The organism is Boseongicola sp. (genome assembly GCF_057460485.1).
Map to the genome: position 1 here is coordinate 1 of NZ_JBVCWP010000077.1, position 15,111 is coordinate 15,111.

General features: G+C 56.1%; 11 protein-coding genes and 4 pseudogenes. 9 read left to right on the forward strand and 6 right to left on the reverse strand.

Annotated features, from left to right (window positions below; genetic code table 11):
* Positions 1–308 precede the first annotated feature (308 nt).
* From AC221Y_RS10845 to AC221Y_RS10870, 6 genes are all read left to right on the forward strand, one after another.
* Positions 309–716 (forward strand): universal stress protein, encoded by a 408-nt coding sequence (locus tag AC221Y_RS10845; RefSeq protein ID WP_299754145.1) that lies wholly within the window; start codon positions 309–311, stop codon positions 714–716.
* A 412-nt stretch (positions 717–1,128) separates the two neighbouring features.
* The gene (locus tag AC221Y_RS10850; protein WP_299754143.1) at positions 1,129–1,614 is read left to right on the forward strand and encodes an Hsp20/alpha crystallin family protein; all 486 of its coding nucleotides are present in this window, start codon (positions 1,129–1,131) and stop codon (positions 1,612–1,614) included.
* A 72-nt stretch (positions 1,615–1,686) separates the two neighbouring features.
* Entirely contained in the window at positions 1,687–3,075 is a 1,389-nt protein-coding gene (locus AC221Y_RS10855) for a trypsin-like peptidase domain-containing protein (protein WP_486707320.1), read from the forward strand.
* Between the two features lie 303 nt (positions 3,076–3,378).
* On the forward strand, positions 3,379–3,681 hold the full coding sequence (locus tag AC221Y_RS10860; protein WP_299754138.1) for a hypothetical protein: 303 nt from the start codon (positions 3,379–3,381) through the stop codon (positions 3,679–3,681).
* Positions 3,636–4,337: an alpha/beta fold hydrolase gene (locus AC221Y_RS10865; RefSeq protein ID WP_299754136.1), complete on the forward strand. Its 702-nt coding sequence runs from the start codon at positions 3,636–3,638 to the stop codon at positions 4,335–4,337. The genes AC221Y_RS10860 and AC221Y_RS10865 overlap by 46 nt, the downstream gene beginning before the upstream one ends.
* Positions 4,338–4,620: 283 nt before the next feature.
* On the forward strand, positions 4,621–5,055 hold the full coding sequence (locus AC221Y_RS10870) for a c-type cytochrome (protein ID WP_299754134.1): 435 nt from the start codon (positions 4,621–4,623) through the stop codon (positions 5,053–5,055).
* A gap of 330 nt (positions 5,056–5,385) precedes the next feature.
* Here the strand turns inward: AC221Y_RS10870 and AC221Y_RS10875 are convergent.
* Together AC221Y_RS10875 and AC221Y_RS10880 are read right to left on the reverse strand one after the other, a co-directional pair.
* A pseudogene (locus tag AC221Y_RS10875) lies at positions 5,386–6,111 on the reverse strand (IS91 family transposase); the annotation flags it as partial.
* Positions 6,105–6,299, reverse strand: a pseudogene (locus tag AC221Y_RS10880) (tyrosine-type recombinase/integrase); the annotation flags it as partial. The pseudogenes AC221Y_RS10875 and AC221Y_RS10880, both read right to left, overlap by 7 nt.
* A 52-nt stretch (positions 6,300–6,351) precedes the next feature.
* On the opposite strand from AC221Y_RS10880, the pseudogene AC221Y_RS10885 reads away from it, so the two are divergent.
* Both AC221Y_RS10885 and AC221Y_RS10890 read left to right on the forward strand, forming a co-directional pair.
* Positions 6,352–6,471: pseudogene (locus AC221Y_RS10885) on the forward strand (transposase); the annotation flags it as partial.
* 331 nt (positions 6,472–6,802) lie between these two features.
* Positions 6,803–7,780 carry an NAD-dependent epimerase/dehydratase family protein gene (locus AC221Y_RS10890; protein ID WP_299751048.1) on the forward strand — a complete coding sequence of 326 codons (978 nt, stop codon included), beginning with the start codon at positions 6,803–6,805 and terminating at the stop codon, positions 7,778–7,780.
* Positions 7,781–7,896: 116 nt separating this feature from the next.
* On the opposite strand, the gene AC221Y_RS10895 is transcribed toward AC221Y_RS10890, so the two are convergent.
* The 4 genes and pseudogenes from AC221Y_RS10895 to AC221Y_RS10910 form a co-directional block, all read right to left on the reverse strand.
* Positions 7,897–9,327, reverse strand: coding sequence for a glutamate synthase subunit beta (locus AC221Y_RS10895; protein ID WP_299751045.1), 1,431 nt, complete (start codon positions 9,325–9,327; stop codon positions 7,897–7,899).
* Positions 9,328–9,374: 47 nt separating this feature from the next.
* Positions 9,375–14,036, reverse strand: a complete 4,662-nt coding sequence (gene gltB, locus AC221Y_RS10900) for a glutamate synthase large subunit (RefSeq protein ID WP_299751042.1) — start codon at positions 14,034–14,036, stop codon at positions 9,375–9,377.
* Between the two features lie 249 nt (positions 14,037–14,285).
* Positions 14,286–14,372, reverse strand: a pseudogene (locus tag AC221Y_RS10905) (IS6 family transposase); the annotation flags it as partial.
* A 20-nt stretch (positions 14,373–14,392) separates the two neighbouring features.
* Positions 14,393–14,731, reverse strand: a complete 339-nt coding sequence (locus AC221Y_RS10910) for a carboxymuconolactone decarboxylase family protein (RefSeq protein WP_299751040.1) — start codon at positions 14,729–14,731, stop codon at positions 14,393–14,395.
* Positions 14,732–14,774: 43 nt separating this feature from the next.
* Between AC221Y_RS10910 and AC221Y_RS10915 the strand changes: the two genes are divergently transcribed.
* On the forward strand, positions 14,775–15,111 hold a 337-nt coding region (locus AC221Y_RS10915), incomplete at its 3' end, for a creatininase family protein (protein WP_486707321.1).

Below are 15,111 nucleotides of genomic sequence, written 5' to 3' on the forward strand. Positions count from 1 at the left end.
ATTGTTGAATGTTCATCGGAATGTCCTCTGTCAATCGAGGCGAAATCACCTCGACCAACAGCACACACCCAACATCTAAAACCGCGCAACAAATCCCGATTCAACGCAACACCCGCCACAAGCGCCCCTATCGCGGAGCGATTTAGTGCTTGGGCCGTAAGCGGACAAGACGGCTGTTTATTGAGATGCTTACAAACACTTCTCTGCTGGGTAGATCCGCCAGTGATTGATGTGGCTCAATGCCCGGAAAATTCGTTTGAATTAGGCTTTTCTGCAGGTCCACCACTTGAACTCGAAGGAGACAGGCGATGTACAAAAGCATTCTTGTGCCCGTTCTTTTTGATGAAGGGCACGACACTCAGGCATCCTATCTGGCGGCACGCACCCTGGCAGACGAAGACGCTGAGTTCACAGTGCTGCACGTAATGGAAACGATACCCTCCTACGTAGAGTCTCAGATCCTTGGAGATATTTTGGCCAAGAAGCGCATCGAAATCGAGCGCACCTTGAGGCAATCGTCCAGGGCGTTGCCGGGGTCCTCGGCGATATTGGGTTCGGGTCATGCGGGGCGTTTCATCGTCGATTACGCTGACAAGAACGGGATCGATTGCATCGTCTTAGCCTCACACAAGCCTGGAATAGAGAACATCTTTCTAGGCTCAACTGCTGGGAGGGTTGTTCGCCATGCCAAATGCTCAGTGCATGTGATCCGGTGAAAAATCTTCGTCGCGATTCCATATCGGTTGTCAGTCCCTTTGCTCGGATCCGGATAATTGTCGCAGTCGTCTTCTTCCTTGCAGCTTTTTTGATTGTTGGCTGGCGATTTTTCTTCGGCTAAGGCACGGCCTTGGTTTTTTGACGCGGTATTGGTTATGGAAGTCGCAAATCACAGAACGCCTTTGGCTTTGGTAGGCGCGCAGCGAAACCTCACTTAGTCCGCTCAGCAAAGGATTGTCAGCAGTGCGGCGAGCGAGTGCACTGAGCCCAATGCCGACGCCGTGAGGTTGCCTTGCCGCTTCTTCGCCGCTAGTCCCCCTGACCTGCCCCCCAAAATTGATCTAGGTCAGGCCAGCGCTCCATTTTTTATGCAAATACCAACCAATAAATCATTCAAGATGGAGCATATGAATGGCAAACACTGATTGGCTACCCGCAGCATGGTTAGGCAAACAAGCTGATGCCAACGGGCCGTTTGGCGCACTTCGCAAACAGATCGACTCTCTGATCGACGATTTTGACACTGGCATGTTGTCCAAAACCGATGGCTTTGCCGTGCGTTCCAACCTCAGCGAAACTGACAAGGAAATCTGCATCACTGCAGAACTGCCCGGCATCGAAATGAAAGACATCGATGTCGAAGTCACCGGCAATCGCATTTCACTCAAGGGTGAGAAAAAGTCGGAAAACGAGGAAAAGGGCGAAGAAGAGGGGCGCGAATTCCACCGCATTGAACGCCACTCCGGATCGTTCTTCCGCTCTATGACGCTGCCGTTTGACATTGATCCCGACAAGGTTGACGCCGCCGTAAAATCTGGCGTTCTGACCGTCACGATCCCCAAACCGCCAGAGGCTGTGACCAAGGTCAAGAAGGTCGAAGTCAAATCCGGCGATTAGTCTGGCCTTTGAAGAAGATCTTTGGCGCCCCATTTTGGGCGCCAAAGCTGCAACAAGCCTCGGGGTAAGCCAATGCGCATTTTCGCGGTATGTTTCTTGGTCTGGACAATGGCAGCCGCCACAATCAGCTCCGCCGAAAAAAAACTGGTGCCAACCACCCAACTCCAAATGCAATTGTCTTTCGCACCTGTTGTGCGCGAAGCTTCGCCCGCCGTCGTAAACATCTACGCAACCCGCGTCGTGGCTGAACAGGTCAGCCCTTTTGCGGGCGATCCGTTTTTTTCCCAATTCTTTGGTTTCGGCCAATCCGTTCCGCGGCTGGAAAACTCGCTGGGGTCCGGTGTGATTGTCGGCGCGGACGGCATCGTCGTATCCAACTACCACGTGGTCGGCGACGCCAGAGAAATTCGCGTTGTTTTGTCAGACCGCCGCGAATTCGCGGGTGAAATCCTGCTCAGCGATCAGGACACTGACATCGCCGTCATCAAACTGAAAGATTCCGACAACCTACCAACCATCGAACTCGCCAACTCCGACGCGATTCAGGTCGGCGATCTAGTGCTGGCCATAGGAAACCCATTTGGTGTTGGACAGACAGTAACCAGCGGCATCATTTCCGGCCTTGCCCGCAGTGGTGCCAATGTCGGCAGCCAAGCCGGCTATTACATCCAAACCGACGCGCCCATCAATCCGGGCAATTCAGGTGGTGCGCTGGTGGATATGCAGGGCCAACTGATCGGCATCAATACCTCAATCCTCACGCGCTCTGGCGGATCAAACGGCATCGGTTTCGCGATACCCTCTAACATGGTGATGCAATACATCGCTCAGGCCCGCGCAGGTCACACAGCATTCATACGCCCGTGGTCTGGGTTGGCCGTTCAACAGGTTGACGACGCGCTGGCAGATGCGCTGGATCAGAACGTGCCAACTGGCGCCATGATCACCGAAATCCACCCGCAGAGCCCCTTTGCTGCCGCCAATATGCAGCCCGGAGACGTCATACTGTCGATCAATGACCTGCCCGTGAATGGCCCGGCAGAGCTTGAGTTTCGCCTTTCAACCAGTGGCCTTGGCTCTGACGCCGCGATCCGGTTTCTGCGAGACGGCACGCCATCCAACGCCACCGTCGCGGTGGCGCAGGCGCCCGACACGCCCGACAGCGCGCCATTTCTGGTCACCGCAAGTTCGCCCTTCAACGGGCTGGTGGTTGCCCGCGTAAATCCGAAATTCATCAGCGATCTTGACCTGCCCCTTAGCAGCCAAGGGGTGATTGTGCTGCAGGCCGAAGGCTACGCCAGCCGCATAGGCCTGCGCCCCGGGGACACCATCGTGCGCATCAACGGCACCAAGATCCTCGCCCCGTCAGACATAGAGAATGCAGCTACAACCGACACCTCAAGTTGGGAAATAGAGATTCAAAGGGATGGCCGCATGGTTCGCGTAAGGTTGCAGATATGAGTGATTTGAAGGGCGGGGGATCGCAGGCGCCGCGCGTCGGCCCGAACCGAGCAGCTTCGAACGGAGCGTATCACACCCTGGAAGCACCGCGCGTGGTCTGAAGCGTGATTGCGACGAACCGGCCCAAGTGCAAGAATAATCCTAGGAGCCACGCCTTCTTTGGCAAAAATCATCAGATGACTGCTTAGAGCCCATTGCCGTTGCCCAGGACCTTAATGGTCTTCAGACGGTCACATTGCCTTCCATCGGTTCCTTGATGGCGCAATACTCCTTTGGGGCTCGGAAACATCGAAGAGACGCTGAATGTCCGTAATGAAATGGTTGAGATACCTGCTGGTGGCCATTCTCGCTGTCGGTGTGTTGATATCGTCGATCGCATTTCGTGAGAATAACCAGCGCGTCAAGATGCTGGAGGCTGAGAGCCGTCTGGTAGAGACGCGCCACGGAGCGACGGAGTACGCGGTCTGGGGCGAGGGGCCGCCAGTCCTGGCTGTTCACAGCGCGGGCGGCGGACTCGACCAGGGGCGACTTCTCGCTGAAGTCTTTGGGGGGACAGCTTTATGTGGATCGCAGTCTCACGCTTCGGATACTTGCGCAGTGAATTGACGGAACACGGGTCGCCGGATGACCAAGCGCACGCGTTTACCGATCTTCTCGATGAACTGGGATTGAGACGGGTGAGTGCCTTGGCAATGTCCGGCGGTGTGCCGCCCGCCCTCCAGTTTGGCGAACTCTATCCGGACCGGGTCGACCGTATGGTGCTGCTATCGTCAGCGCCATTTACGCCCTTCAGCCCCGACGTCGAGGGAAGGCCGATCCCAAGCTGGGTCTATGGCGCATTGCTTGGAAACGATGTTGTGTATTGGTTGCTGACCCCTGTCGCGCGAGGTGGCCTAGAGCAGACGTTCGATGCCCGCACCGACCTTCGCGAAGCCCTTTCCTCAGAAGAGGAGGCGTTCATCCGCCGTCTTGTCGACGAGTTCCTGCCAGCGTCCAAGCGAGTCGTTGGAGTGGGCAACGAGGGCGCCGCAGTTGATCCAAGTATAGTCTATCAGCTGGAGGCGATCGAGGCGCCAACACTTGTCGTTCATGCCTGGGACGACCGCCTCAATCCTTTCGCCGTCGGGGAGGCGATCGCAGAGGGCGTGCCGATCGCACGATTCATTGCGCTAGATCATGGCGGCCACCTGCTCTTGGGGCATCATGCTGATGTCAAATGTATCATAGCGGACTTCCTATCCGGTCTCACGGATAACAACTGACCAGGATTGGACGCTTCAGGTCTGCCGACCCCTGACAGCGCACCGCGAGTGAATCATGTCGACGCCTCTTCCGGGTCAGAAGCCGCCATCAGGGCACAGAGTTTGTATGACTGCTTTGACCCCAAAGCTGACGTTCCTTAGTGCTTGGGAACGGCAGAAATGCGTGAAAAGTAGGTGTCAGATGAAAGCGGAGATCGCAGTCGTGAAGCCGCCGAATTGACGCCGATCAATTCCGGCATCTCGTTTTTTGGTAGCGTCTAACCATTCATAGGAGGATCGGTAAATGTCCAAACTCTTGGTTAGAATTATCAGTGCAGCGGTGGTCTTTTTGTTCTCCCAGACGGTAATCGTGACGGCGCAGGAAGCAGCGAGGAGCTTCGAGCCAGTTGCTGCCGAATTCGAAAACTCTTGCGCGTCATGTCATGGCGAAGACGGAAAAGGTGCTGGCTTCCTCACTCGTGTCTTCCGAGGTGTAGACCCCGGCGACCTCACGCAGCTGGCCGCAAACAATGACGGTCAATTTCCATCCGATAAGGTATTCCAAGTCATCGACGGACGTGCGGAAGTGGCCGCTCACGGCGACCGAAAAATGCCTGTGTGGGGTGACCGCTACTGGGAAAGGTCCATGACGGAATACGGCCCGGATGAACTGAACCGGCAAAGGGCGCGATCGCGGGTGCTTGAGCTAGTTTACTATCTTCAATCGATCCAGGAATAGGTTAGGAGCGGGAAATAGCGACGACCTCTTTCGTCTAAGGTTTGTGGCTGCTGTCATCGCGAGATGCAGCGGCGACAAATCTGACAAGGAGGAAAGCGCGGGCGGATTTTGATGCTATGGGGATTGTGGGCTAGGGCTGCGGTGCTCGATGTGCAGTGCGACCGGCTGCATGACGACAGGCAGTGCGAATGGGTCGATTTGCCCGACCCGATTTGGTCGACGGGTCTCGTATCATGCAGCCACAGGCCGGGTGCAGCGCATGATTTGGTGAGATGGCCGCACTGACTGGTCCGGTGCCTGCGCAAGGGAGGGCCGGGTTTGCTCCTCGTATCATGCGGCGTCCTCCCATGGCGGTGCTCGGGATTGAGGAAGCTGGCCGCGCAAGAAAGTCTCGATGATCATCATCGCGCCACCGCATTTGGGGCACGGCTGGGACTGGTCTCGTTCGTCGGTATCGACACCTTGATCTTCATCGGCTTTCGGATTGGCGTCTGCTTCAGCCTCCAATAAGGACCTGATCTTTGCGATCCTGTCGCGGCGGATGCCATTCGCGAGGAAGCCTGTGTGGCGGATGCGGTGGAAGCCCGATGGCAGGACATGGATCACAAAGCGTCGGATGAACTCGCCCGTGGGCAGGCGCATAGTCCTCATGCGATCCCCGCGTTTGATGCGATAGTCTTTCCACCGGAAGGCAACGGAGTTGGCATCGGCGCTGACCAAGCGGCTGTTTGAGATTGCCACACGGTGCGTGTAGCGGCTCAAGTATGCCAAGACGGCCTCCGGCCCGCCGAAGGGTGGTTTGGCATAAACCACCCAGTTGGCTTTGCGCAGCGGAGCAAGGTGGGCCGCGAAGGCGTCAGGATCGGATAGGTGCACCAGATCACCGAAGAAGGCCAGCTTGCCTGCCTTGTGTAACCTTGTCAGACCTTCCAGGAACAAACGGCGGAACAGCCTCGACAGGACCTTCACCGGCAGGAAGAACCCGGGACGGCAGGCAAGCCAACGGGACCCATCGGGTGACAACCCACCACCCGGTACGATGACGTGGACATGCGGTCGCTGTCGATATCGCCAACCTTCAGATGCGTGACTTCACTCGCCCGCAACCCGCCACCATAGGCCACGCTGAACGCCGCCCGATATCTCAGCCCGGGTCCGGGCCCGGCCTCAAGAATGCGTGCAACTTCTTCGGCACTGAGCACAACGGGGATCTTCTTAGCCGCCCGCTGATACTGGACCTGTCGCGGTTTGATGCCGCTCCTTTGATAGCATTTACTGCAACAAAGGAGACGAACTATGGGACATGGAAGAATGGACGAATTCCGCAAGGATGCGGTGAGGATTGCGCTGACCAGTGAGCTTACGCGCAAGCAGGTGGCCGATGATCTGGGTGTTGGCTTGTCGACGCTGAAGAAATAGATCACGGCGCATCGAGGCACGGACGTGGTGCAGTTGTAGAGCGCCGCCGGACTAAGACTGCAACGCACCTCTGCCATTGGCATCCCAGCCTCCTGCTCCTTTATCATTCCCCCTCTCGGGATATTGCTGCGCGATACGCTGCCGGGCAGTGGATAATTTGCGTCTCTGTAAAACGGCTCTTTCGCATCTGTCTGCTCCTTCAAAAGGTTGAGTAAACTCAACATCAATGTGAGGGAAGGTTCGGGGGGGGGCAGGTCACTCTTGCAAAATCCATCCAAAGCCCCGCACACTTCATTAGACAATTCGACCATTTGTAAGGAGAATAGCTATGAACTTCTTGACTGACAGATTCCTTGTTTCAGCCGACCGTTTTGACGGACCGATACTGGTGACCGGTGCAGGTGGATGCATCGGCGCTTGGACCGTTGCTATTCTCAGCCGCTCTGGCGTGCCCTGCGTTGCTGCCGATTTGCAGGATGACCGCACCCGCCCATCGCTGGTGATGGGCGCGGATGCGGCAGGCGCCCTGACTTGGGAAGTCCTGGATGTCACCGATGCCACACGTGTCGCGGAAGTTGTCAAATCGCACGGGATCCGGACAATTATTCATCTGGCTGGACTTCAAGTGCCGTTTTGCGCCGCAAACCCAGCGCTCGGTGCTCGCGTAAATGTGGAAGGCACCATCAATATGCTAGAAGCTGCGCGTCATGCAGAGATCAAACGCACAACCTATGCTTCATCCATCGCATCGGTATCGTTCCCGCCTGGTGGACCTTACAAGGAAACTCTTTACGGCGCGTACAAATTGGCCAATGAAAATACGGCTTATGTTTATTGGAACGATTGGGAAGTTCCCTCGATAGGTCTTCGCCCGAACGTTGTTTATGGTGTGGCACGGGATCAGGGGATGAGCTCTTTGAACACGGCCGGCATACAGGCCGCCGCAATGGGGCTTCCATTTGAGATCCCATATACAGGCTCATACAGCTGGCTATATGCGGGGGAAGCAGCGGCGGCTTTTATCGCAGCGGTCAGCCAAGCAGGTGAAAGCGCATCGGTATTTGATCTTAACGGGCGTTGCGAGACGATCGAAAACGGACTGAGCATTCTGCGGGGTTTGGACAGTGGCATGGCCGTGACCGCCAAGGGCGATCCATTTCCATTTCCAGCTGATTTAGACGAGGCCCCTCTTTGGGCTAGTGTCCCGAAATATCCACATGTCTCTGTGCAGGACGGTATCGAAGACACATACCGCGCGTTCAAACAGCTTATCGCAGATGGGCAAGTCACCGCATTGCCAGGTTGAGCGGGTCGAGACCAACTGACGCCGCGGTTTAGATTTGGCTTTGCGCTGACCGTGACGTCAGGGGCCATATACGTCTACACATGACACCACCCAAAAGTCTGTTCAGGCGAATACCTCTATACTGCCAAGGCAGACTTACCCATCAAAGCCTTATCGACAGCGTGCGCACAATGGCGGCCTTCGCGGATCGCCCAGACCACAAGCGACTGGCCACGCCGCATGTCACCAGCGGTCCAGACTTTGTCATGGCTGGTTTTGTAGGCGGTCGTGTCGGCAAGCACATTCTGGCGGGCGTCGAGTTCGACGCCAAGATCTGCAATCATGCCCTCGATCGTTGGAGACACGAAGCCCATTGCTAACAATGCAAGATCAGCGCGCAAAACGAACTCGCTGCCTGCGACGGGTTGAAATTTTTCGTCGACGCGGATGCAATGCAATGCCTTAACCTGATCGTTCGCGCCTTCGAACCGTTGGGTCATGACCGAAAATTCGCGGCCCGCACCCTCTTCCTGACTGGAAGACGTTCGCATTTTCAAAGGCCAGTTGGGCCAGGTCAGCAGCTTGTTTTCGCGATCCGGCGGCGTTGGCATGATTTCAAGCTGCGTGACCGAAAGCGCACCTTGGCGGATCGACGTACCAATGCAGTCTGATCCGGTATCGCCGCCACCGATGACGACCACATGCTTGCCACCAGCCAGAATTGGCACAGCATCTTGCGGCTCTTCAGAAACGCGGCGGTTTTGCTGTGGCAGGAACTCCATCGCAAAATGCACGCCCTCTAGGTCGCGACCCTCGATTGGCAGATCACGGGGATTCTCGGCGCCGCCGGACAGGATGACGGCATCATGTTGATCGACCAAAGCGTCGATAGCGAGATCCTTGCCCACATGAACGCCCAGATGAAACACGACGCCCTCTGCAGCCATTTGCACGGCGCGGCGGTCAATATGGGTTTTTTCCATCTTGAAATCAGGTATCCCATAGCGCATCAGCCCGCCGATTTTCTGTGTCTTCTCATAAATGTGCACGTCGTGGCCCGCCCGGGCGAGCTGTTGGGCCGCGGCCATACCGGCTGGCCCAGCGCCAATAACCGCGATCTTCTTGCCCGTTTTGTGGACCGGAACCTGTGGCTCGATCCATCCGTTCTCCCAGGCCTTGTCTACAATGGCGCATTCGATGGACTTGATCGTCACCGGGCTGTCTATCAGGTTCAAGGTACAGGAGGCTTCGCAGGGAGCCGGACAAATTCGCCCTGTAAACTCGGGAAAGTTGTTGGTGGAATGCAGGTTGTCTGAGGCCGCACGCCAATCCCCATCATAAACCAGATTGTTCCAGTCCGGGATCTGGTTGTCCACCGGACACCCCTTCAGACCTTTCTGATCGTGACAAAAAGGAATGCCGCAGTCCATGCACCGGCTGGCCTGATCGCGCAGCGTCTGCTCTGGCAGGGGAATTATGAATTCTTTGTAGCTACGCGTGCGGTCAGAGGCGGGGCGGTATTTTCTGTCCTGCCTGTCGACCTCAAGAAAGCCTGTCACTTTACCCATAATTTCTTACTCCGCTTCGGACGCCACAGCGTGCCTTGAGTTGTTGATCACGCCGCCGGATTAGCGGCCATCTGCGCTGTTTCGATCTCTTCGAGGGCCCGGCGGTATTCCGTGGGCATGACTTTCACGAATTTCGGACGAAACTCTTCCCAGTTTTCCAGTATGTGGGCGGCTTGTTTTGAGCCGGTGTAGTACCGATGGTTTTCAATCAACTGGCGCAAGCGCTCGTCATCATGTTGGGTCATGTCATTGGACACATCGACCCGGCCATGGTGTTCGATATTACCGCCGATATGGTGCTGGGATTCCATCAGGTTGTCTTCTTCGGGCACAGGTTCCAACTCGACCATGGCCAGGTTGCACCGACTGGCAAAGGTGCCGTCCTCGTCCAATACATAAGCGATACCGCCGGACATTCCCGCAGCGAAGTTACGCCCGGTGTAACCCAGAACCGCCACAACGCCGCCAGTCATGTATTCGCAGCCATGATCGCCAACTCCTTCGACAACCGCAGTGGCCCCAGAGTTGCGCACCGCAAACCGCTCGCCAGCCACACCGCGCAAATAGCATTCACCCTCGATGGCGCCGTAAAGCACGGTGTTACCAGCAATGATCGACTCGCTTGGGTCGATCTGAACGGCACTCTTTGGCGGGTAAATGATCAACCTGCCGCCGGACAGCCCCTTACCGATATAGTCGTTGCCTTCGCCCTCGACCTCCAACGTGACACCGCGCGAAACCCAGGCACCGAACGCCTGTCCGGTCGTACCGGTCAACTTGATATGGATGGTGTCATCCGGTAGCCCTGCATGCCCATAGCGTTTGGCAATTTCACCCGACAACATCGCCCCGACAGAACGGTTCCGGTTTGCAATCTTCATATCCAGCTTAACGGGTTCGCGGTTTTCCAACGCGGGCTGAGCGAGGCGGATGAATTCGCGGTCCAGTACATCGTCGATATGATGTACTTGGGATTCGCAGTGATAGATCGGCACATCCTCGCCCATCTCGGGATCGAAGAACAACTTGCTGAAATCCAAGCCCCGCGCCTTCCAGTGGTCGATAGCCCGATCGCGATCCAACACACTAAGCTGGCCGATCATTTCGTCCATGGTGGCAAAACCGAGCGCGGCCATGAGCTCCCGGACTTCTTCGGCCACGAAGAAGAAGAAATTGATCACATGCTCAGGCTGGCCGGTAAAGCGTCTGCGCAGCACCGGGTCCTGGGTTGCGACACCCACTGGGCAGGTGTTCAGGTGACACTTTCGCATCATGATGCAGCCAGAGGCGACCAGCGGCGCAGTCGCAAATCCGAACTCATCAGCACCCAGCAATGCGCCTATGACCACATCTCGTCCCGTACGCAATCCGCCATCCACCTGCACAGCGATCCGCGAACGCAATTTGTTGCGCAGCAGGGTCTGGTGCGTCTCGGCAAGCCCGATCTCCCAAGGAGAACCGGCATGTTTGATGGATGTGAGTGGACTTGCACCTGTCCCTCCCTCCATTCCGGAGATTGTCACGTGATCCGCTCGGGCCTTGGCTACACCGGCGGCAACCGTACCTACACCGACTTCTGAGACGAGTTTCACCGAGATATCTGCACGCGGATTGACGTTTTTGAGATCATAGATCAGCTGCGCCAAATCCTCGATCGAATAGATATCATGATGCGGCGGTGGTGAAATCAGCCCGACGCCAATTGTTGAGTGGCGCACCTTTGCGATCACCGCATCGACTTTATGGCCGGGCAGCTGACCGCCTTCGCCGGGCTTGGCTCCCTGCGCCATCTTGATCTGGATCATGTCAGAATTGGCCAAGTATTCCGTCGTTACACCGAAGCGGCCAGAGGCAACCTGCTTGATCGCCGAGCGCTTGCTGTCGCCGTTTGCCATCGGCGTAAAGCGCTCGACCTCTTCGCCGCCTTCGCCGGTATTGGATTTTCCGCCGATCCGGTTCATCGCGATCGCAAGGTTTTCATGTGCTTCCGCCGAGATCGAGCCATAGGACATGGCCCCGGTTGCAAATCGTTTAACGATATCCAGTGCGGGCTCAACTTCCGAAAGCTCCAGCGGCTTGCGTCCGGTTTCTTCGGCAGGGCGCAGGCGGAACATACCGCGGATCGTCAAAAGCCGCTGCTGCTGTTCATTGATCGATTTCGCGTAGGCACGGTATTTGTCTTGGCTGTTGCCACGGACCGCGTGCTGAAGGTTGCTTACCTCGTCAGATGTCCAGGCGTGGGCCTCGCCGCGTTGTCGCAGGGCGTAGTCGCCGCCGACATCCAGAGAGTGACGAAGAACCGGCACATCGCCGTAAGCTTCCTGATGGCGGCGAACGGTCTCAACCGCAAACTCGCCCAATCCGATGCCTTCAATCTGGCTGGCCGTCCCGGTAAAATACTGGCTTACGAAATCCGACGCGAGACCGATGGCGTCAAAAATTTGTGCCCCGCAATAAGACTGATAGGTCGAGATGCCCATTTTCGACATTACCTTAAGCAACCCCTTGTCGATGGATTTGATATAACGCTGGATGACTTCATGTTCGTCGACTTCTGGCGGAAAGGCGTCCCTGGCGTGCATATCGGCCAGCGTCTCGAACGCCAGATAGGGGTTGATCGCCTCGGCGCCGTACCCGGCCAGAACCGCAAAATGATGGACTTCGCGCGGTTCAGCGGATTCGACGACCAGCCCGACAGAGGTGCGCAGACCTTTCTTGATCAGGTGATGATGCACCGCCGCTGTCGCGAGCAGCGCCGGGACAGCAACACGCTGTTGGTTGAACTGGCGGTCCGACAGGATGATGATGTTGTCACCGCTTTGCACTGCCTTCTCAGCAGCATCGCACAGCCGGTGAAGGCAGATCTGCATGCCGTCTGGGCCTCGCTCGACGTCGAAGGTGGTATCCAGCACACGCGACATGAACTGGTTGTCACCGATATCGCTGATATCACGAATCTTCTGCAAATCGGAATTCCGCAGGATCGGCTGCCGCACTTCCAACCGCTTTTTCTTAGACAGATGCTTGTGGTCAAGCAGGTTGGCGCGCGGCCCAATGAAGGACACCAGGCTCATCACAGATTCTTCGCGGATCGGGTCGATCGGAGGATTGGTCACCTGTGCGAAGTTCTGTTTGAAGTAAGTGTAAAGCAGTTTGGCCTTGCTCGACATCGCAGAAATCGGCGTGTCCGTGCCCATGGACCCAAGCGCCTCTTGCCCGGTCGTCGCCATCGGCGTCATCAACAGTTTGATATCTTCCTGAGTGTATCCAAAGGCCTGCTGCGCATCGAGCAGATCCTGACCCTGATACTTGCGTGGCGAGGATTTCAGCCCGCGAAGGTCTTCCAGAACAATCTGCGTGTTCTTGAGCCACTGGTCATAAGGATTGGCGCTGCAAAGCTGCTCTTTTATCTCTTCATCCGAAACGATGACGCCCTTTTCCAGGTCGATCAAAAGCATTTTGCCAGGCTGAAGCCGCCACTTGGTCACCACCTTACCCTCGTCAAATGGCAATGTGCCTGCTTCCGAAGCAAGAACGACGGTGTCGTTGTCCAATACGAAATAGCGGGCTGGGCGTAACCCGTTGCGATCTAGCGTGGCACCAATCTGGCGCCCATCCGTAAACGCAATTGCAGCGGGGCCATCCCAGGGTTCCATCATCGCGGCATGGTATTCGTAGAACGCCCGTCGCTGCTCATCCATCAACGGATTGCCGGCCCAGGCCTCGGGTATGAGCATCATCATCGCATGGGGCAGCGAGTAACCCCCCTGAAAAAGCAGCTCCAGCGCATTGTCGAAACAGGCGGTGTCGGACTGCCCCTCATAAGAAACCGGCCAGATCTTTTTGATATCGTCGCCAAACAGGTCGGATGAAAGCGTCGACTGGCGCGCAGCCATCCAGTTCACATTGCCGCGTAGCGTGTTGATCTCACCGTTATGAGCAACCATCCGGTAGGGATGCGCCAGCTTCCAGGACGGGAACGTGTTGGTCGAAAACCGCTGGTGCACCATTGCAAGTGCTGAGACAAACCGCTCGTCGCGAAGGTCCGCGAAATAAGGGTACAGTTGATCGGCCAGGAACATGCCCTTGTAGACGACCGTGCGCGCCGACATTGACACGGGATAGACATCTTCGCGACTGCCAAGCGCCTCGATGACTGCGTTTGAGATTTCGCGGCGCAAGACATAGATGCACCGCTCGAAATCGTCATCGCTCAACCCCGCAGGCCGAGCACAGAAAACCTGCCAATGAGCAGGTTCGGCTGCCATGATTTCCGGGTCTAAAGACAGGCTGGTATTGTCGGTTGGAACCGACCGCCAACCGATCACCTTTTGATCAGCACTCTCGGCGATGCGTTCGATAGTGAGCTTGATCTGATCTTGCAAAGCAACTTCCTGGGGCATGAAGAAGAACCCAAGGCTGTAGTCGCCCGCTTTTGGAAGTTCGAATCCCAGTCCGAGGCATTCATCGGCCAGAAAGTCGTGCGGGATCTGGACCAGAATGCCTGCACCATCGCCCATCAACGGATCGGCGCCAGTGGCTCCTCGATGCTCGAGATTCTCGAGAATCTGAATGCCATCCACGATGATTTTGTGGGATTTAACTCCCTTGATATTCGCGATGAAGCCAAGACCACATGCATCATGTTCGTTGCGCGGGTCGTAAAGGCCCCCTGGTAGGTTGCGTTTTTCGGCGTATTCGTTGGTCATTTTATATCTCTTAGCTAGTCGGGTGCCGTCGGTTGGTTTTCCAGTCATCGCACGCGTAAACACACCCGCTTGAACAACCGAAATGGCAGTATCAAATTAAACAGATCTGCTCGTTCTCCCACCGTCCTGAGGGTTTAGGCTCGGACGTATTTCCTTTATTTGCTTAATAGTCATCAAGCAGCGTGACGCGAAAGCAGCCGAAATTCCTCTCCCAAACTCTAGCAGGTGAGTTTAATCTGACAATGCCAATTTCAATCCTGTCTTTGGATCCCGTGTCTTCTTGACGAAGCTTGCCAGCACCTCCCCTTCGCGAGTAACGGCACGCCAAAGATAGTGCCGGCGCCGCCCCAGTTCACTTACCGGCCAGAAAACTCGTCGTAGGCCTCGAGCGCTTTTGCGCCAAAAGCAATCGATGGTCCGCCACCCATATAGCCGATCATCGCAAGGGCCTCACACAGCTCTTCGCGGGTTGTCTTCAGCCGAACCAATGATTTGATATGAAAGCCAATGCAGCTGTCGCACCGGGTTGAAATTGCGATGCCTAGCGCGATCAACTCTTTGGTTTTCTCGTCCAACGCACCCGACTTCTTGGCTGCGACAGACATGGCATTGAACCCTACAAACATATCTGGCGTTTCTTTTTGCAGCACCCCTATACGAGCGGCGGTTTCACCCAAAAATTTGGTCCAGTTCATGATTTCACTTTCTCTTTGGTAGGACTGCGGGATAGCCAAGTGCATGAAACTTGAAAACATGACCTGGCTTGAAGTTGAAACGTATATTGCGTCGCGACAAGGCGTCATTCTGCCAACCGGCTCGATTGAGCAGCATGGGCCAATTGGCTTGATTGGCACTGACGCCATCTGTGCACGCGAAATTTCGTGGCGTGCCGCGGATCAATGTGGGGCCATTGTGGCCCCTGAATTGGCTTATGCGCCGGCCCCGTTTAATATGGGATTTCCCGGAACAGTCTCGTTGAGTATCGAGGTGTACACTGAGCTTGTGCTTCAGGTGATATCTAGTCTGGCGCATCATGGGTTGAACAAGATTTATATTTTGAATGGTCATGGTGCCA